The organism is Pseudomonas sp. H3_C08 (assembly GCF_054669455.1).
Genome location: NZ_CP162803.1, coordinates 5,954,814 through 5,974,873, shown reverse-complemented (window position 1 = coordinate 5,974,873; position 20,060 = coordinate 5,954,814). Strand labels below are relative to the sequence as shown.

Annotated in this window: 11 protein-coding genes; 6 read left to right on the top strand and 5 right to left on the bottom strand. The window is 62.1% G+C overall.

The window, feature by feature from the left end; translation table 11 throughout:
- The first annotated feature begins 132 nt into the window (after window positions 1-132).
- From purD to AB4N74_RS27100, 3 genes are all read left to right on the top strand, one after another.
- Window positions 133-1,428, top strand: a complete 1,296-nt coding sequence (purD, locus tag AB4N74_RS27110) for a phosphoribosylamine--glycine ligase (RefSeq protein ID WP_116255825.1) — start codon at window positions 133-135, stop codon at window positions 1,426-1,428.
- A gap of 99 nt (window positions 1,429-1,527) precedes the next feature.
- On the top strand, window positions 1,528-4,305 hold the full coding sequence (locus AB4N74_RS27105) for a hybrid sensor histidine kinase/response regulator (protein WP_093430241.1): 2,778 nt from the start codon (window positions 1,528-1,530) through the stop codon (window positions 4,303-4,305).
- Window positions 4,306-4,369: 64 nt separating this feature from the next.
- A complete protein-coding gene (locus AB4N74_RS27100) occupies window positions 4,370-4,966 on the top strand; it encodes a MarC family protein (RefSeq protein ID WP_025111770.1) in 597 nt (198 codons plus the stop codon).
- A gap of 90 nt (window positions 4,967-5,056) precedes the next feature.
- On the opposite strand, the gene AB4N74_RS27095 is transcribed toward AB4N74_RS27100, so the two are convergent.
- The 5 genes from AB4N74_RS27095 to cobG form a co-directional block, all read right to left on the bottom strand.
- Window positions 5,057-12,115 carry a TcdA/TcdB catalytic glycosyltransferase domain-containing protein gene (locus tag AB4N74_RS27095; protein ID WP_460097791.1) on the bottom strand — a complete coding sequence of 2,353 codons (7,059 nt, stop codon included), beginning with the start codon at window positions 12,113-12,115 and terminating at the stop codon, window positions 5,057-5,059.
- 300 nt (window positions 12,116-12,415) lie between these two features.
- The gene (gene cobJ, locus AB4N74_RS27090; RefSeq protein ID WP_460097789.1) at window positions 12,416-14,116 is read right to left on the bottom strand and encodes a precorrin-3B C(17)-methyltransferase; all 1,701 of its coding nucleotides are present in this window, start codon (window positions 14,114-14,116) and stop codon (window positions 12,416-12,418) included.
- Window positions 14,116-14,850: a precorrin-2 C(20)-methyltransferase gene (locus AB4N74_RS27085; protein WP_371857758.1), complete on the bottom strand. Its 735-nt coding sequence runs from the start codon at window positions 14,848-14,850 to the stop codon at window positions 14,116-14,118. The genes cobJ and AB4N74_RS27085 overlap by 1 nt, the downstream gene beginning before the upstream one ends.
- Window positions 14,847-15,473, bottom strand: a complete 627-nt coding sequence (locus AB4N74_RS27080) for a precorrin-8X methylmutase (protein ID WP_093430238.1) — start codon at window positions 15,471-15,473, stop codon at window positions 14,847-14,849. The genes AB4N74_RS27085 and AB4N74_RS27080 overlap by 4 nt, the downstream gene beginning before the upstream one ends.
- Window positions 15,466-16,761, bottom strand: coding sequence for a precorrin-3B synthase (cobG, locus tag AB4N74_RS27075; protein WP_460097786.1), 1,296 nt, complete (start codon window positions 16,759-16,761; stop codon window positions 15,466-15,468). The genes AB4N74_RS27080 and cobG overlap by 8 nt, the downstream gene beginning before the upstream one ends.
- Window positions 16,762-16,893: 132 nt before the next feature.
- On the opposite strand from cobG, the gene cbiE reads away from it, so the two are divergent.
- The 3 genes from cbiE to AB4N74_RS27060 are packed head-to-tail and all read left to right on the top strand — an operon-like array spanning window position 16,894 to window position 19,908.
- Complete coding sequence (gene cbiE / locus AB4N74_RS27070; RefSeq protein ID WP_460097785.1) at window positions 16,894-18,105, top strand: precorrin-6y C5,15-methyltransferase (decarboxylating) subunit CbiE; 1,212 nt, start codon at window positions 16,894-16,896, stop codon at window positions 18,103-18,105.
- Entirely contained in the window at window positions 18,098-19,195 is a 1,098-nt protein-coding gene (locus AB4N74_RS27065) for a cobalt-precorrin-5B (C(1))-methyltransferase (protein WP_460097783.1), read from the top strand. The genes cbiE and AB4N74_RS27065 overlap by 8 nt, the downstream gene beginning before the upstream one ends.
- Window positions 19,192-19,908, top strand: a complete 717-nt coding sequence (locus AB4N74_RS27060) for a cobalt-precorrin-6A reductase (RefSeq protein ID WP_257356928.1) — start codon at window positions 19,192-19,194, stop codon at window positions 19,906-19,908. Before AB4N74_RS27065 ends, AB4N74_RS27060 begins: the two co-directional genes overlap by 4 nt.
- The last annotated feature ends 152 nt before the right edge of the window (window positions 19,909-20,060 follow it).

Here is a 20,060-nt window from a genome sequence, read left to right as displayed (position 1 = left end):
GTGGGAGCGAGCCTGCTCGCGAATGCAATCTGTCTGTCATAGCTGTTTTGACTGACACACCGCTTTCGCGAGCAGGCTCGCTCCCACATAAAGCGCTCCAGCAGCGCCTGACAGATTTTTGAGGTTTTTGAAATGAATGTTTTGATCATTGGCAGCGGTGGCCGTGAACACGCCCTGGCCTGGAAAGTGGCTCAGGATCCGCGCGTGCAGAAAGTTTTCGTCGCACCGGGCAACGCTGGCACCGCCATCGAAGCCAAGTGCGAGAACGTCGCCATCGACGTATTGGCCCTTGAGCAACTGGCCGACTTTGCCGAGAAAAACGTTTCCCTGACCATCGTCGGCCCGGAAGTGCCGCTGGTCGCTGGCGTTGTTGATCTGTTCCGCTCCCGTGGCCTGGACTGCTTCGGTCCGACCGCCGGCGCTGCGCAGCTGGAAGGTTCGAAGGCCTTCACCAAGGACTTCCTGGCTCGCCACAAGATCCCGACCGCCGACTACCAGAACTTCACCGAGATCGAGCCGGCCCTGGCGTATCTGCGTGAAAAAGGCGCACCGATCGTGATCAAGGCCGATGGCCTGGCCGCCGGTAAAGGCGTGATCGTCGCCATGACCCTGGCCGAAGCCGAAGACGCCGTGCGCGACATGCTTGCTGGCAATGCCTTCGGTGATGCCGGTTCGCGCGTGGTGATTGAAGAGTTCCTCGACGGCGAAGAAGCCTCGTTCATCGTCATGGTCGATGGCAAAAACGTCTTGCCGATGGCCACCAGCCAGGACCACAAACGTGTTGGCGACGGCGACAGCGGCCCGAACACTGGCGGCATGGGTGCCTACTCCCCTGCCCCGGTGGTCACTGCCGACGTGCACCAGCGCGTGATGGATCTGGTGATCTGGCCGACCGTGCGTGGCATGGCTGAAGAAGGCAATGTCTACACCGGTTTCCTCTACGCCGGTCTGATGATCGACAAGGCTGGTAATCCAAAGGTTATCGAGTTCAACTGCCGCTTCGGTGACCCGGAAACCCAACCGGTGATGCTGCGTCTGCAATCGAGCCTGGTGCTGTTGGTTGAAGCCGCTCTGGCGCAAGCGCTGGACAAGGTTGAAGCACAGTGGGATCCACGCCCGAGCGTCGGCATCGTGCTGGCCGCTGGCGGCTACCCGGGCGACTACGCCAAGGGCGCGGCGATCAACGGTCTGGACGCAGCGGCCAGCCTGGAAGGCAAAGTCTTCCACGCCGGTACCGCGCTGAAGGATGGTCAGGTCGTCACTGCCGGTGGTCGCGTACTCTGCGCCACCGCAATGGGCGCTAGCGTCGGTGAAGCCCAGCAGCAAGCCTACAAGCTGGCCGAGGCCATCGACTGGGAAGGTTGCTTCTACCGCAAGGACATTGGCTACCGCGCCATTGCCCGTGAACGTGGCGAAACCCAGGAATAAGCTGTTCATCAAGTCCGGCGAGGGATACCGTTCCTCGCCGGACTGTTCCGCCGCGGCGCATCGTTATATTCTGGCATCAACCTACGAAGGGATTTCGCCGTGCGCTGGCTCAGGATTGCCATAAGCTTCACCGTCACGTTGCTGACCTTGCTCTGCATGCTCCCGGCCCAGGCCGCGCAAGGCAGTGGCTGGTCGGTATTGCTTGACGATCAGGGCAATCTGCAACTGAGCGATATCCGCTCCGCTCGCTACACCAATCAATTCAGCCCCATCGACCTCGACCGCCTCACTGCGGCCGAGCCCGATGGCGCCCTGTGGTTGCGCTTCAAACTGGCGCCGGGCAAGCACGAACAAGTGCTGCGCATCTTTGCCCCCGACCTGTCACAGCTCAATCTCTACGTACTCGACGGTGACAAGCTGATCGAGCAACGCAACACCGGCACCGACCAGCCACAGGTCGAAAGGCCGTTGCCGAGCAGCGACTTCATGCTGCCGTTGCCCCAGACCGACAAACCGCTCGATGTTTATCTGCGCCTAGTCTCCGATCACCAGTTGCGCCCGCACGTCACCCTGCAATCGGCGGTGATGAGCGCGGCCAACCACAATCAGACGCTGATCTTCGGCTTGCTGTTCGGCTGTCTCGCCATGCTGCTGTTGCACAACCTTGTGCGCTACGCCTACTCCCGTTCGCGCAGCAGCCTGTGGCTGGCGGTCTGCGAGGGCCTGCTGGGCCTCAGTCTGTTGCTGCTGCTCAACCTCGCCGGCCCCTGGCTGCCGAACTGGCACGCGGTGCAGACCCCGGGCGCCTATCTGGCATTGCTGCTGACCGCTCCAGCAGGGTTGATGTTCGCCTATCGCTTCTTCGCGCCGCTCGGCCCGCACCCGCTGAACAAACTGTTGATTGGCGACATCCTGTTTATCGTCACCTGCAGTCTGTTGCTGCTGTTCGTCAACACCCTGCCGCTGAACATCATCACCTATGCCCTGGTGGCCCTGGCCGGCCTGAGCATGTTGTTTGTTGCCTTCTATCACTGGCAGAAGGGTTACCGCCCGGCGCGCCTGTTCGTCGCCGCAATGGTGGTGTTCAACATCGGCACCTTGATCATTCTTCCCGCGTTGCTGGGGCTGACACTGGTCTCGCCGCAGGGTCTGATCATGACCCTGATGGCATTCATCTGTATCAGCGGGCTGCTGATGAGCATCGCCCTCGGCGAGCGTCAGCGCAGCATCACCGAAAGTCGTTTCAGCGTCAGCCGCGACCTCGCCGCGAGTAATGCCGAGATCAACGCCAAAGCCGAGTTCCTTGCCAAGATCAGCCACGAAATCCGCACGCCGATGAACGGCGTGCTGGGCATGACCGAACTGCTGCTGGGCACGCCACTGTCGGTCAAGCAACGCGACTACGTGCAGACCATTCACAGCGCCGGCAACGAATTGCTGACGTTGATCAACGAGATTCTCGACATCTCCAAGCTCGAGTCCGGGCAGATCGAACTGGACGATGTGCAGTTCGACCTCAATGCCTTGATCGACGACTGTCTGAGTATCTATCGAGCCAAGGCCGAACAGCAGAACGTCGAACTAATCAGCTTTATCCAGCCGCAAGTACCGCGGGTGATCAGTGGCGACCCGACCCGCCTGCGCCAGACTCTGCTGAGCCTGCTGGAAAACGCCCTGAAGAAAACCGATGAAGGTGAAGTGCTGATCGTCGTCGCCCTCGACGAGCGCAGCAACAAACCGCGTCTGCGCATCGCCGTGCAGGACAGCGGTGAACCGATGGAGCAGGAAGAACGCGACGCACTGATGCACGCCGAACTGCACAGCAAGCACTTCCTTTCGGCCAATCGTCTGGGTGGCAACCTGGGGCTGGTGATCGCGCGACAACTGATCCGCTTGATGCATGGCGAGTTCGGCATCAAGAGCGGCGCCAATCAGGGCAGCACGTTATGGCTGACTTTGCCGCTGGACCCCGACCGCCTCGAACACCCGACCTCCGATCTCGACAGTCCGCTGCAGGGCGCGCGGGTCCTGGTGGTCGACGACAACGACACCTGCCGCAAAGTGCTGGTCCAGCAATGCAGTGCGTGGGGGCTGAATGTCAGCGCCGTACCTTCAGGCAAGGAAGCGTTGGCTCTCCTGCGGACCAAGGCGCACCTGCGTGATTACTTTGATGTGGTGTTGCTCGATCAGAACATGCCCGGCATGACCGGCATGCAGCTCGCGGCCAAGATCAAGGAAGACCCGAGTCTGAACCACGACATCCTGCTGATCATGCTCACCGGCATCAGCAATGCACCGAGCAAGATCATCGCGCGCAACTCGGGGATCAAACGCATCCTCGCCAAACCGGTGGCCGGCTACACCCTCAAGACCACCCTGGCCGACGAGCTCAACCAGCGCAACAAAGGTCAGGTGGTGTTCCAGCCGCAAGTGGTCACCCCGGCCACGGCGGCGAAAGTGCCGAGCGATTTCCGCATCCTCGTCGCCGAAGACAACACGATTTCGACCAAAGTGATTCGCGGCATGCTCGGCAAGCTCAACCTGCAACCGGACACCGCCGCCAACGGCGAAGAAGCCCTGCAAGCGATGAAAGCCCAGCGTTACGATCTGGTGCTGATGGACTGCGAAATGCCGATCCTCGATGGCTTCTCGGCGACCCAGCAATTGCGCGCCTGGGAAGTCAGCAATCAACGCATTCGCACGCCGATCGTGGCGTTGACGGCGCATATTCTCGCCGAACACAAGGAGCGCGCGCGTCAGGCCGGGATGGATGGGCACATGTCCAAGCCGGTCGAGTTGTCACAATTGCGCGAGCTGATCGAGCACTGGGTAGCCGAGCGTGATCAGCAGAACCGTGCCACGACGCCCACCTCCTGAGCCGACAGACCCCGTAGCGCCTGATAGACTCCCCCACGAATTCCCTCGCCAGTGAGCTTGCACCATGCTCCATGTGTTGTTCAGCGTTTACCTGAAGATGCTGGTGCTCTACAGCCCGTTCTTCGTGCTGTCGTGCTTTATCAGCCTGACCCGCGGTTATTCGCGCAAGGAACAACGGCGGCTGGCCTGGAAAGTCGCCGTGGCCACGCTGGTCTCCAGCGTTTTACTGTATTTGTTCGGGCGGGTGATTTTCGATGTGTTCGGCATCACCGTGGATGCGTTTCGCATCGGCGCCGGCAGTGTGCTGTTCATTTCGGCACTGGGGATGGCGCAGGGCAAACCGGCGGTACAGGCCGACAATGTGCAGCAGGACGTCACCATCGTGCCGCTGACCATCCCGCTGACGGTCGGCCCGGGCACCATCGGTGCCTTGCTGGTAATGGGCGTCAGCCAGCCGCACTGGGACGACAAACTCACCGCGATCATGAGTATTGCCCTGGCCAGTTTCACCGTCGGCGTGGTGCTGTATCTGTCGAATCGTATCGAGCGGATTCTGGGCGATCAGGGCTTGCAGATCGTCAGTCGTTTGATGGGATTGTTTGTTTGCGCCTTGGCGGCGCAGATCATTTTTACAGGGGTCAAAGGCTATTTGGTGCCCTGAACAAGCGCATCGAATACGTCCGTACACTTCTTGCAAAGGGCCGTGAATTTACTCTTCACGGCCCTTTTACTTTCTACATCGGTCGTTGACTCAAAGCGCTGCCTCGATCAGCTCGTTCAGACTGACCACGGCATTAGCGCCCTGTACCTGCGCAAAACGCTGCAACCAATCAGCGAGAGTAAACGTGCAGTGGACCCGCTCATCGAGCCGGACTGTTATTTCCATTGGCGTGTTTTCCTCGCCGCCCTGCGGCTCGACATCCCGCACAATCAGCGTGCTTGCACTGTCCGGGTCGGCAATCACCAGATGCCCTTCAACCCGCGACATCAAAAGGCGCGCGCAGTCAGCCATGTCGAGGAACAGCAGGTTCGTGCCCGGACCATCGTCGTCCGCTGCCAGCCGCGTATCGACCACGATGCAATCCAGACGCTGCCAGGTTTCGTCGGTGATGCAATACCCGGTTTCCCGGGAACCGAAGGCCAGAATCAGTGTGTCGATGCCATCGGGCAACAATGCGCAGACATCGGTCACGTTATCGCTCAAGGACAGGGACAACACCTCGCCTTCGCGGTGCGCGTGGCAGCCCGGAATCCAGACAGGATCAGGATCGACCGGGCCTGTGCTGAAGACAAGTCCGTCAACTGCGTCGAATAGCAGCGCAGCGGTGTTTTGGCGCGTGCCAAGAAACGTCGGCCACTGTCGCGCATGGCGGGCGGTGACCTCAAACAAGCGATCCGTTGCAGGCAGGTAATACGTGTAGCGCGTGCCGGTATGTTCGACCGGCACGACCTGCGCGTGGACCTGCCCCGCGAGCAGTGCTTTCAAGCGCGTACGCCACTGCTCGGCCGTCTGCCCCTGCACGTGCGACCAGCGATTTTCCACGCTGATGATCCGCGCTGGCTGCTGATCGTGCAGTTCGACATTGACCCCGTCGCGGGTTTGCCCGAGCAGACCTTGTCCATGCCTCAGCACGTGAACAAATGACCACTGCGGCCAGATCTTTTCTGCCATGGGCAACTGCCCGGGGCTCACGCGCTGCGGCCCAGCAGCAAACGCGACGCGCAATGCCTCGATGGCAATCGTCGGCTGGCGATAAAGCCGCCCGGTCGAACCCTCCAGCAACCATGCGGCCTGTTTGTCCGGCGTCAGTCCCAACGGCGTCAACTGCACTTCAGGTCCGATGTTCGACACGACGAATTGCTCCTCGATGCACCACGCCGGCAGAAATGCATGACCCGCCCCATTGCCCAATCCGATGAGCGGAAAAGGTTCGGCTTTGTAGACTTTTGCCAGCGCCGGCAAGGCGTCCAGCCAGTCGGAGTTGAGCTGTAGCCAGCGCTGGCCGAGGCCGGCAAATTTCAGAATGTTCGGCGTGGGAATGCCGTCCGTCCACTGCTCATCTTTGATGCTGGTGTCGACCTCGAAGAGGCGGCCGTCGGCCTTGGTGGCAATGTAGCTTCCGTACGTTTGGGTGACGTCGACAATATCGCGCTCGATGACCCGATTGATGAATTGCCCCACCCTCGGCTCCACCCCTTGACTGATGGTCTGCGCTTGCTTGCTGTAGAACAGCAGCGCACCGCTCTGCGGATCGGCCGGCATCAACATGACCATGTCCGCCTCACTGCCCAACCCCGCCGAAAAATAGTGGCCGGTGCGTTTGTTGACCCAGGCACGCCGGCGCAATCCTTCGAAGTAGTAGGTGCGCGCGTAAACGAACGCTGCATATACCCAGGTGCTGATGGCATTGGCCATGCCCGGGGTTTCATCGTTATACGCGCCGAAGGTCGTGAAGTGATGCAAGTCGCCCTGCCCGGGACGCGCGGTGGGTTCCTCGATAAACGATGACTTGATGCCCGTCAGGACCACGGCCGCATCGCTGAGGCGATACTCCAGTGTGGTTTCGGTTTCAGTTATCCGGGCGTCGATCAGCAAGCGTTGCAACACTCGCAAACTGCCATCGGCGTCCTGGACACAACCCATGATGTGCGACCCGCTCGCGGGGTTCATCAAGCGGTAGCGATGCACAACCGTGCCGGTGATCGCGTCGACACGCCAGACCGTCGCCCGTTGCGGATGGTAGAACCAGGCATGGCGGGCACTGGCGCCGCCCAACAGCAGCCCCTCGTTCACCGCGCTCGGCAGATTGCGCGCGTACAACAGACGATCACTGGTCGCGTCATACCAGGCGGTGGTCACCACCATGGCGGCGGGCATGCGGAATTTGTACAGCGCCACAGCATTTGCGACCAATCGGCCTTCGCGGGCGTGCTGGCGCAACATCGCCAGTATTTGCGGCAGGCGGCTTTGCTCATCAAGGGTGACCGACTGTAAGCGAAGGCAGCGCTCCCACCCATCGACCCGGAACAGGCCCTCGGCCAGTTCGATCAAGCCAGCGAAAACCGACAGCAACGTGCCATCAACCATCAGTTGGACTTCATCATCATTTTCCCGATTCGGGGCGGCAAATCTGACCTGTTCCAGGCAAGCCCAGGTCGCCTGCACGATCCACTTGGCAGGGCCATGAAATCTGACCGCCACAATGCCGGGTACCAGACGCACCTGATAGTGCCCAGCAGGAGCGGTGATCGCGTAGGAAATTTTGTTCTGCACTGGCGCTTCCAGCGTCGGCACCACCAACTGGCGTACCTGACTGTCGAGCACCACGCTGATGTCTGTCGGTTGATAGACCGGATGCAGCGTGTACAGAATGTGCGGCAGCGACGGGTTGCTGGTGAGATAAAAGCGCCGGTTTCCGTGTTGGTCATACTCCAGCGTGTCCGCCATGCGATCCGTCACTTGCGGGTAGCGGGTTTCAGCAGGGATGTCGCCAGCGTCCCCGACCTCGCCGGGAAGGGGTTCGTAGGTGTACCCGCCCAGCCCCTTCAACTGATACTCGTAACCGTAATGGCAGATCGGCGTGCACGGCAGCACCAGCGTCTCGAGCCTGTCGGTTTCGTCACGGTAAAGATGAACGACCTCGGGCAGCCCCAGTGCCTGGCGGATATCGAGGGACAGGTGAATAGCCTGCGGGTCATCGTTGTACTGCGGCAGTTCCAGTGGCCCGCCCGTCCAGGGGTAAAACTTCTGGCTGTCGAAGCGCACGTCATTGGTTTGCAGGTTCAGACTGACGATGACCGCCTCTGCGGGAAATTGCAGCACGCCATCCTTCAAGGTGTAGGCACCGCGCCGGTAAGCATGACCGATCGCCCGCAGATGATTGCCCACCGCCGTCGCCTTGTCCCTGATCTGTCCCAGGTTGCTGGCAATCGCCGTCACCCCAATGCCGACACCCAGCAGCGGCACCGAGAGAACGGCCGCTGCCGTGCCCACCGCCCCGCCAGCCGCCAAAGCAACAACATCCAGCCCCAATGCCGCAACGTTGAATACCAGTGAGGTGGAGAACCGCGAGCGTTGCTCGTGGTTCTCGGCGACCGACAGGTTGTGGAGATCGAAGCCGATGTTGGCGAGCGAAAATACCAATCCGCCTGCCGTGGTGGCACGCCCCAGCACACGCCCGGATAACGACGACTGACCAAGCGTCAATGCCCGTTCGCTGGCCGCCACCTGACGCACCAGATTGATCGTCTGGGCCGTGTCGCTCAATACGCCGAAACCCAACTGCGCATAGTTGAAATAGACCTGCACTTGCAGGGCTATCGACAGAACCGGCGCCCGCTCGCCATCAACCTGATAGTCACGATGGCGCATTTCAGTGACCAACGCCTGGATCGCGAAGGCGAAACTCAGACGACTGCCGCCGTCGGCTTCGACCGCGGCACTCGGCTTGCCCGTCAATGCGATAACCAAACGTTGAAGGTGTTTCTTAAGCCTGTAGAACCGCGCATCGGCGGTGCCGACCGTCAATGATCTGGCCGGGTTTTGCACATCCACCAGCGTCAGCGAATAACCCGCGTCCGGGTTTGCCTTGAGCGTTTCCAGCAGCGGCAGATAGTCGCGACCCAATGTGTGTTCAGCGCGTAATTGCCGGGTCGCCTGATCAAATTCCTGCGCCCAGTAACGCGCGTCCAACTGCGCGAGGCTAGCCCCCAGCCGCGCGTTTTCACTGAGTGAGCGCGTGCGTGCGACAGCTTGCCTGGCCCAGATCGAAGCCGCCTGAGGATCGGCGAGCGCTGCGGTTTGCAAAAAACTCTCGACGCGCAACCCGGACGACAATGTCCGCTCGGCGAGCGCTACGGTGTCCAGTTCGATTACATCGAATTGCGCAGTGCCGATGTCAGTCAGGCCGTACAACTTCGCCAAAGTGTTGCCGTCGTCACTTAAATAGCGTGCCACGCCCTGCTTCATTTCTGCGCTGGCGGCAAATCCATAAATCGCAAAATTGGGATCATAAAAGCGATAGAACGTTTGCTCATCCACTTGCACTTTGGCTACCAGCAAAGCGTGATTGCCTGTATCGAGCAGCAGGACGCCGGGGGCGGTTTTCGCTTCCAGTGTCTGCATCACGCTGTCGAGGTTTTGCCGGCCACGAGCCTGTCCGATCGCACGCCCGGAGACCTCGCCCAGCTCATCCAGCGCACTGAGCAACGCCCGCGAATCAACGTCTTCCGGCCTCAGGCTGGCATTGGCCACACGTCCGATCAGTGCACGCTCGGCCAACCCGCCAGCCGCCACGGCGGCGGCCATCAACAATGCCAGCGGATAGCAACGGCGTCCCGGGTCGCCCGTGCTGCGCCTCAACAAATCCTGCGGCAGCTGCCTGACAGACACGGCACCGGACTGGAACAACACCTCCCGCACCTGGCCACCCCGCTTGAAAATGTGCCTGTGGTATTCACGCTGTGCCGTGCGATTGATCTGTCCGATGCGCTCGCCCCACTGTTTCAGCGTCAGCGGTTCGCTCATCGCCAACGCCTTGAGTTCGCGCGCCGTGTGCGTGCCGTGGATGCTCGCGCCGGCAAGCCCCGCCTCGAAGGTCGGCGACGCCTGCTGAATCAGGGCCTTTTCGATCGCGTGGTAACGGGCGAACAAACCGCCCTCAGCGGTTTCCCGAGCGATGTCCATAACGCTCTGCCAGACCGGGGCAAACCCGGCGGCATCCAGACTGTTTGCCCCCAACATCCCGCCGAGGATGACGCGTTGCAACGGGCTGAGTTGCTCAACCGCCAGCGAGCCATGGGCAACGAGGGTGAACAACTCATTGAGATTGCGGGTAGGCTCCGCGCCATGGGAAAGCGGAATCTCACGGACTGTTTGCGCGCGAATCTGCTCACGGCTGTCGAAACCGATGGAGATCGCTGAATTGAACGTCATGTCGCCGCTCAACTTCTCCTGCATCGCGCGCAGGAAGGGCTCGCCCAGATCGTCCATCAGTGGCTGCAATACCGAGGTCAACATCACCGGTTGGCCTTCGATGACCGGCCAGCCCTGCTTGAAGGTTAGCGTGTGCGCTTTCAGCAGATCCGCCAGTTGGCCGACGTAGCGCGATTTCAGTTTGCCGTTCTGCCACTTTTCCCGCTCCTCAAGCAACCATTGCTCGGCCTTACCATCGACGGTCCAGCCGGAGATCATCTCCTCCTCGGTGTGGGTGTTGTAGCCTTCGAGCAACTTCAGGCGCTCACGGATCTGCACATGTCGATCGGGTTGCAGGTGCTGCTCTATGTATTTGAGCAGCGCGGCCGCGGCGGCCCCCGGGCCGGTCAGGGTGATGGTGCCGCGGGCTTCAAGGCGAATGCCATCGCGGTAATAGGTAAAAATCGCGTCGATCAATCTGGAGCGGAACACCTCGCCTTGCGCTTCAGGCAGTTTGCCCTGCGCCTGAGCTTCGTTGACCACATTCTCGACCACATCAAACATCCGTGCCTGATCCGGCGCGTCGATGCCGGCGAGCGCCGCACGCCGCTCCACTTCCAGCAGACAGTCATAATTGAGGCGGATCATCTGCATGTACGCCAGGGTCATGGCACTGCCGGGATGGGCCAGCATGTGCGCATTCATTTCCGCCCAGTCCGGCAAGCCATAGGCCGTGCCCAAACGCATCGAGTCCTGCGGCACCGCGTGATCTTGCGGTGCGACAAAGATCTCGCTTAGCGGGTGTTGCTCACGGGCAAACGCCGTCAATGCCTCGAGGTGTTCGGGCGGGATTTTGTCAGTGCGGTCGAGATACCGCTGGCGGTCGCGTCCCGGCATCAACGCTTCATTGTGGTTGAACAGCAACTGCAAAACGCCGATTCGGCCTTCTTCGCCGACGCTGAGAATATCGACGCCGGCCAGCGTGTCCGCCAGTGGCGGCAAGTAATCCATGTCACTGTAACGGCCACCTTCGAGGTATTCGGCCTGCAGGCGCACGACATCGCTCGCTGCGGCAAAATTGCCGCGCATGGCCACCTCGCGCTGATAGACATCCTGCAAAAAGTGCCCGGCAAATTCGTCGCCGACATCGCGCAATTGCAGGTCCGCTCCGAGCATCGCCTGATGCGTCTGCAGGCAGCGCTGGCGAAAGGCTTCGAGCGTCGCCCGATCCTTGCCGTAGGCACGCACCATCAAGTCGATACGCGCTTCGTCGGCTCGCCCCCGCCACTGGGCTTGCTGAAGGTGGGCGAACATCTGCTGCTTCAACACCCGCGCACGGTCTTCGATCATCTGCGACAACTGAAAAGCCTTGCTGACCTTGTCACCGCCCGACTCCAGCGCATCCACTCTGGCGCTGTCGAGGATCACCCGGTTCATTTCAAAGGCCAGCAACGCATCACTGTCGTACCAGAGGTTGAAGCGGTAACCCTGCGGCTCCAGCACCTGGCGCCAGATGTTCATGTAGTCGCGCTGATTGGCCCCGACTTCACTGCCGCCCACCCAGACAAAGTGCATGATTTTCGCCACGGGCCTGGCCACGCCATGGAGCATGGCGTGTGTGTCCTCCAGCCTGGCGACAGACTTGACCAGATCCGATCTGATCTGGCTGATGGCTTCGGAAACGGGCTGAGTCCTGCGTTGGAGCAACGACTCCAGCGTCTCCTGAAACAGCTTGATCAACAGCAGTCGCTGCGGGTCATCAGCGGTTTGTCTGGCCAGTTCATAGTGCGACAGCAACACCTTGTATTCAGCGCTGCCGGCAAACTCGCTCAGCGCCCGCTGCAGTTGCGAGAAGTCTTTGACGGAAAGGATTTCGTACGGCTTGTTGGTTTTCATCGTGGCACTTCTTCCATAACGGCTTCGTTCGCCACGAAACTATTGAACTGGAGTACCACGCTCAAACCCGAACAAACTCAAACGATGTCCAGTGAAACAGCCAATAACACTCGGGGTTTGCGCTTGAACCATGTGGCAATGAATTGCCTGGTTTCTTACCGGCGCACAAACGCACAAGGCCGCCAATCCAGAAGATTGGCGGCCTTGTGTTCGAGCGGGATGATTCAATCCGAAGCGTTAACCGGATATCACGTCTCACGCAGTTGCTTACAACTGCGCTGGACGCTCAACACGACATTCTCACGCCCCGGGTTTTTCACCGTACCAGCGCGGGGTGTAAACCCAGACGCCGCCGTCGCCGCGCGGGAAGGTGCAGGTGGTCGAAGAACCAATCAACACCATGGTGCGCATATCCACTTGCTCGGGGGTTAAGGCGCCGAGTGTCGTGGTGCGCAGGGTCTGGCCCGGACGGCCGATGTCGCGGCCCAACACCACGGGGGTTTCAGGTGCGCGATGCTGCGCGACAATCTCCAGCGCCCGGCCCAGTTGCCACGGACGCGCCCGGGAGATCGGGTTGTAGAACGCCAACGCCAGATCCGCTTCAGCGGCCAGATCCAGACGTTTTTCGATGATCGACCAAGGCTTGAGATTGTCCGACAGCGACATCACGCAGAAGTCATGGCCCAGTGGCGCACCGGCCTGTGCCGCTGTGGCCAGCGAAGCGGAAACACCCGGGAGCATTTCCAGATCGACGCTGTGCCACGCCGGGTCCGTCGACTCGTGCAAGGCTTCGAGCACCGCCGCCGCCATGGCGAACACGCCGGGATCACCCGATGACACAACAATCACCGAGCGCCCCTCGGCGGCCAGCCTGAAGGCGTGACGGGCGCGCTGCATCTCTTCGCGGTTATCGGTGCAGTGCTGCACTTGATCGTCGCGAAACGGCCCGGCCATGCGTACGTAGGTTTCGTAGCCGAGCACATCGGTGGCGCGGGCCAGTTCGGCTTTGACTGCCGGCACCATCAGTTCGGCAGCGCCGGGGCCGAGGCCGATCACGGCGAGACGGCCGCGGGGCCGGCCAATGCTGGAAACCTCCAAAGGCTGTTCGGCGACCGCGATCGCCATGCCGTGGCTGACCACAACTTTAGCCTCAGGCACTGCGGCACGTGCCAGAGTTTCGATGTCGCTTTGCGCCGCAACGAAGCGCAGCGGCACACCCAGCTCAAGCGCCGCTTCACGCAAAACTGGTGCAGCCATTTGCGTCTCGCTGGCCAACAGACAGGCCAGCGACTGCACGGCGATTTGCGCCTGCTGCAACGCCCGGCGAACGGCATTCGCCAGATCAGCTGTTTCGGCACTCACCGCCAGCGCCACGCTGCGTGGATAGATCAGTAACTCATTGGCACTCGCTTCACGCGCGACACTGCCGACATGAATCGAACGCTGCGCCTGCGGATCTTCCGGCAATTGCGCCTGATCCAGCCACGGCGCCGCGCCTTCGATGCGCACGCTGTGACCGGCCAACAGGTCGGAGACAAAACGCTTGCCCAGTTCCAGATCGCCCAGGGCGTAACCGGTCGGAGGGTTGAGCAGGCACGTGCCAAAACGCAACTCGCCGCTGGTGGTGATCGCGGCTGCGACTTGCAGCCCGGCAGCGATGTCGCGCGCCATGACATTCACCCCGCCGAGGCCACCCAACAGCGGCACCACGGCGCTGCCGTCTTCGGCCACGGCGAGTACCGCAGGCTCGGCGCCCTTTTCCAGCAACAGCGGCGCCAGCGTACGGATGACGATGCCGGCCGCGCACAGGGCAATGATCGGCGTGTCCTGCTGATACAGCGCGCGCAGGGTCGCGCCGAACTCCTGATACGTGCAATCGGCGCCTTCGACGCGCCCGGCGAGGCCGTGGATCTGCGCTGCCGGATAGACCTGTTGAATGCGCCGCGCGGTGGCCAGGCTACCCTGACCGAGAATGACGATTGCTGGCGTGGATTGAGTCATCAGCCTTGCCACCGTTCGCCCGGCACGATGATCAGCGAGAAGTACGGCGACGACATCGGCTCGACCTGATCCATCGGCACGATTTTCTGATTGGCCATGGTCGCGCGCTCGACATAAAGCGCGCGTTCGGCCAGACCGAGTTCTTCGAGGACCTGACGCACTTTGGGGAAATTGCGCCCCAGCTTCATGATCACCGCCGCGTCGGCATCGGCCAGACGCCGCTTCAACTCTTCATGGGGCAACACGCCCGAGAGCACCGACAGGCTCTGATTGCGATACACCAGCGGCGCGCCGAGCACCGAAGCGCCGCCCAGCATCGAGCACACGCCCGGCACCACTTGGGCTTCATAACGAGTGGCGAGGCGATCGTGCAGGTACATGTAGGAGCCGTAGAAGAACGGATCACCTTCACAAATCACCGCCACATCGCGACCGGCATCCAGGTGTGCGGCGAGCGTCTCGGCGGCTTCGTCGTAGAAATCGCTGATGACCTGCTCATAGGACAGCGGCGCCGGCAGCGCTTCGGTGGTCACCGGGTAGACCAACGGCAACAGGTTCTGCGCCTGTTGCAGATGCGCTTCGATGATGCCGAACGCGTTGCCCTTTTTGCCCTTGGCAACGAAGTACGCCACCACCGGCGATTCGCGCAGCAGGCGCAGGGCTTTGACGGTAATCAGCTCCGGATCCCCCGGGCCGACGCCCAGGCCAAGCAAACGTCCTTTGGCCTGCATCATTCGATCTCCGTGGCGAGGGCATTGACGGCGGCGGCGGCCATGGCGCTGCCACCGAGGCGGCCTTGCATGATCACGAACGGCACGCCACGGCTGTCGGCGGCCAGGGCGGCTTTCGACTCGGCGGCACCGACGAAGCCGACCGGGAAGCCGAGGATCAGCGCCGGTTTCGGTGCGCCGGCGTCAAGCATTTCCAGCAGATAAAACAGTGCGGTCGGCGCGTTGCCGATTACCACTACGCTGCCTTCCAGATGCGGACGCCACAGCTCCAGTGCGGCGGCGGAACGGGTGTTGCCCAGCTCGCGCGCCAACTCCGGCACGCTCTCGTCACGCAAGGTGCAGATCACTTCGTTGTTGGCCGGCAGGCGCGCACGGGTCACACCTTCGGAGACCATCCGCGCATCGCAGAGGATCGGCGCACCGGCGGCGAGCGCATCGCGCCCGGCCTTGCCCGCACCTTCGGAGAACTGCAGACCGTCAATGGCCTCGACCATGCCGCAGGCGTGAATCACCCGCACCGCGAGTTTTTCCAGATCGGCCGGGATGCGCGCCAGATTGGCCTCGCGGCGAATGATCGCGAAGGAGTTGCGATAAATCTCCTGACCATCGCGGATGTAATCAAGCATCAAAGGGGCTCCGAGAGCGGGCGGCGAGCAGGGTCGCGGCCGCTTCAATAGTAAGGTTGCGTGCGTGCAGCGCGCCGAAACCCGGCTGCGTTGCATCGCGAAAATAGAGGTCGTAATGACCGGCACTGACGGCCAGCAACGTCGCCGGGGCACAGTGGGCGGCGGCGCACGAGCGCATGCAGCCGCTGAGATGCACGTTGACGGCCGTGGGCAGCAGCGTCGCCAGATGGCGGGCGTCCTGCTTGGTGTCGGCCAGGCCTTTGCCGCAGCCACTGGCACCGGTGCAAGCGATCAGGCGTGCGAGGGGCTCGGTAGCGCGGGTCAACAGGTTCAGGTGCTCAAGGCCTTCCAGCACCTGAGCCGCATCACTTGCTTTGACGTCCGGCACCAGCAGGCTTTGCCAAGGCGTAAAACGCAGGCTGCCATTGCCGAACTGGCGGGCCAGTTGCGCAGCCCCGCGCAGCATCGCCGGATCGAGACGGCCCAGCGCCGGCACCGCACCGATATACACCTGACCCGCAGTGTTTTGCGGATGAACACCGATGTGCAGATCGTCCGCCACGGCGGTGCGCTGCCAATCGCTGATCGGCTTGATCGGCAAACGTGCGCTCAGTTGTTGCAGAAACGCCGGCATCGGCAATTCATCGAGCAAATGACGCATGCGCGTCTGCTCGGGACGCGCCAACGCCAGGAACAACTCCAGCACCGCCACCACCAACGCATGGCCGTGCTCCAGCGCCACCGCGCCGACCGCACGATCCGTCGGGCATCCGGCCAGGCCGAACGCCAGCCAGGGCTCACCGTAACGCGCGAACGCCGACAACCACAGGTCGTGGGGATGTTCGAGCATCGCCAGCGCTTCACCGCCATCCAGTTGCACGGCGAATTTGGCGCTCAGCTCGTGGAACCGTGGATGGCTTTGCAAAGTATCGAGGATCTGCCCGGCGAGGCCGCGCGTGTCGATCTGCATCTGCCGATCAATGCCGGCTGCGGGGCTGAGCATCAGGTTGCGCACATCGTCACCGGCCGCCGTGCGCGGGCCAAGGCAGGCGGCGAGCAGACGCTCGATCAGCGCTGCGGATTGCTCACCGATCCCGCGAATCTGCAGATTGGCACGGTTGGTCGCCTCGATCGCCGCGCCGAACTGTTCGGCAGCATCGGCCACCGCGTCGGCCTGATCGGCGCTGATCGAACCGCCATTGAGCTTGATCCGGCAGATGCCGCCGTCCAGTGCCTGGACGATACGCAGCAACCCCGGGCAGGCCGAGGGGCGTAAGGCGGTGGACATCGGGCGTTCGTTCAAGGGGCTGACCGGCTGCGTGGGAAAGGCGCTTCGCGGGCGAAGGCGCGGTATTATGCCTGCTTTGTCCGCTGGCATGAAAAGACTGCCCGTCGGAACGGCGTGTTTAGAGGAATATAGATGTCACCCTGGCTGACGGTAGTGGGAATCGGTGAAGACGGCTTCAAGGGCTTGGGCAAAAACGCCCGGCGTGCCCTGCTGGGCGCCTCGCGGATCGTCGGAGGCCAGCGTCAACTGGATTTGCTGCCGGTGTGTATTCGCGGCGAACGCCAGTTGTGGCCGAGCCCGTTCTCCCTCGCACCGGTGCTGGAACAGCGTGGCGAAGCAGTTTGCGTATTGGCCAGCGGTGACCCGATGTTCTACGGCGTCGGTGCCAGCCTCGCCCGCCAGGTGCCAAGTGAAGAGATGCTGATCCTGCCCGCCCCGTCGTCCTGCGCGCTGGCCGCCGCCCGTCTCGGCTGGCCATTGCAGGAGGTGGTGACGCTGTCGCTGGTGGCCCGACCGCTGGCGGCGCTCAATGCGCAATTGTTCAGCGGCGTGCGCCTGTTGTTGCTGAGCAACGATGGCCAGAGCCCGGCGGCGGTCGCGCAATTGCTCGGCGAGCGCGGCTTCGGTTCGAGTCGCATGAGCGTGCTTGAGCATCTTGGCGGTGACGCCGAACGGCGCATCGACAGCACCGCCAATGCCTGGAATACCGCGTCCGTGGCCGACCTCAATGTCATCGCCATCGAATGTCTGGCCGACGCACAGGCCCCGCGCCTTTCGCGTCTCGCCGGACTGCCGGATTCGGCCTTCCAGCATGACGGCCAGTTGACCAAACGCGACGTGCGCGCCATCACCCTCGCCCGCCTCGCCCCGACCCCCGGCGAACTGCTCTGGGATGTCGGCGCCGGTAGCGGTTCGATCGGTATCGAGTGGATGCGTACGCACCCGAGCTGCCGCGCCTTGGCCATCGAAGCCGATGATGGTCGCCAGCAATTGATCGAGCACAACCGCGATGCACTGGGCGTGCCGGGCCTGCAACTGATTCGCGGCAAGGCACCGCAGGCACTCGCGGGACTGGAACGCCCGGACGCCATATTCATCGGCGGCGGCGTCACCCGAGAGGGCGTGTTCGAAACCTGCTGGGAACAGCTCAAACCCGGTGGCCGTCTGGTCGCCAACGCGGTGACGCTGCAAAGCGAAATGGCCCTGATGAACTGGCGCGAATGCTTCGGCGGCGAGCTGACGCGTATCCATGTCGCCCAAGCGCAGCCGCTCGGCGAGTTCGACACCTGGCGCCAGGCGCTGCCGATCACCCTGCTCGATCTGGTCAAACCCCTCGATGCGTGACGAAACCGCCGAACAACCCGCGCCCCTGCGCAGCGGCCTGACCACCGGTAGCTGTGCCACCGCGACCAGCCTGGCCGCCGCGCGCCTGTTGCTCAGCGGACTGGCGGCCGATGCGGTGCAGATCGTCTTGCCCAAAGGCAAACAAGTGCAGATGCGTCTGGAGTTCTGCCGGTTGACCGATGATGGCGCCGAGGCCGGCACGATCAAGGATGCTGGCGACGATCCCGACGTGACTCACGGCGCGTTGCTCTATTCGCGCGTGCGGCTGCTGAGTGAACCGGGGATTCGTTTCAATGCCGGCGCCGGCGTGGGCACCGTAACGCGGCCGGGACTGGTGCTGGGTGTCGGCGAGCCGGCAATCAACCCGGTGCCACGCAAGATGATCAGTGATCACCTGACACTGCTTGCCACCGAAACCGGTTATGCCGGCGGCTTCGACGTCACGGTCAACGTCGAGGGCGGCGAAGCGCTGGCGCTGAAAACCATGAATCCACGGCTGGGCATTCTTGGCGGTTTGTCGATCCTAGGCACCAGCGGCATCGTCCGGCCATTTTCCTGCGCGGCTTACATCGCCTCGATCCATCAAGGCATCGATGTGGCGAAAACCAATGGTTATCTGCACATCGCCGCGTGCACCGGCAATGCCAGCGAAGACACCATGCGCCGGGTCTACAACCTGCCGGAAATCGCCCTGATCGAAATGGGCGACTTCGTCGGCGCGGTGCTCAAGCATCTGCGCAAAGTGCCTGTGGATAAACTCAGCCTGTGCGGCGGCTTCGGCAAGATCAGCAAACTGGCGGCCGGACACATGGATCTGCACTCGCGGCATTCAAGTATCGACTTGCCGCAACTGGCTGAGTGGGCCGCGGCGATTGGTGCCGAAGAGGCGTTGCAGCAAAGCATTAGTGAGGCCAATACCAGCCAGCAGGCATTGGCCATGGCCAGTGCGGCGGGGATCGCCCTCGGTGATGAGGTCTGCCGCCATGCGTTGAATTTCGCCCGCAGCGTGGTGCCGCCGCAGGTGCAGGTCGAGGTGTTTGCGATTGATCGTCAGGGCGGCATTGTCGGACAGGCCGGAGGTTTTGCATGAAGCGGATTTTGCTGCTCGGCGGCGTCACTGAGGCACTGGCGATTGCCCGCACGCTTGGGCCAGAACATATCTACAGCCTCGCCGGTGTTGGCCGGGTGCCGACGGATCTGACCTGTCAGGTGCGCGTCGGTGGTTACGGTGGCGCTGAGGGTCTGGCGCAATTCATTCGTGACGAAGGCATCGAACTGTTGCTCGACGCCACGCATCCCTATGCCGCACAGATCAGCCAGAACGCCGCGACCGCCGCGCGACTGACCGGCATCCCCTGCTGGGCGCTGCGCCGTCCGGCATGGCAGCCGCAGCCCGGTGATGACTGGCGTGAAGTCAGCGACTGGGCCGAGTTGATCACCGCCCTCAAACCGTTTCGCCGCCCCTTATTCACCCTCGGCCGCGAACCGCTGCAACACCTCGAAGAAATCCCTGCTGAGCAGTTCTGGACCCTGCGCGCCCTCGACGTCTACCCCGGCAACGAACGCTGCGAAGTGATCGGCGCGCGGGGGCCGTTTCTGCTTGAAGATGAGCGAGCGCTGTTTGAGCGGCGGCAGATCGATGTGTTGATCAGCAAGAACAGCGGCAGCACCGCCACCGAGCCGAAGCTGGAAGTGGCGCGCGAGCGTGGGGTGCCGGTGGTTGTGTTGAAGCGACCGGGGTTGCCGGGGGTTGATCGGGAGTTTCGATCAGCGTCTGAAGTCCTTGAAGCCCTGACGTCGTAAGACTTTTCATCATTCCGTATTTATCTGTGAATTTACCTGCAAATTTTGAGGACGCAGCCGACTGTTCTTCACTACACCCTCACTCCAATACTTCGGTTCCTTTAATCCCCACAAGCAGCCAGCCGAGAAAAGCGGCTTGCCAGCTTGTATCC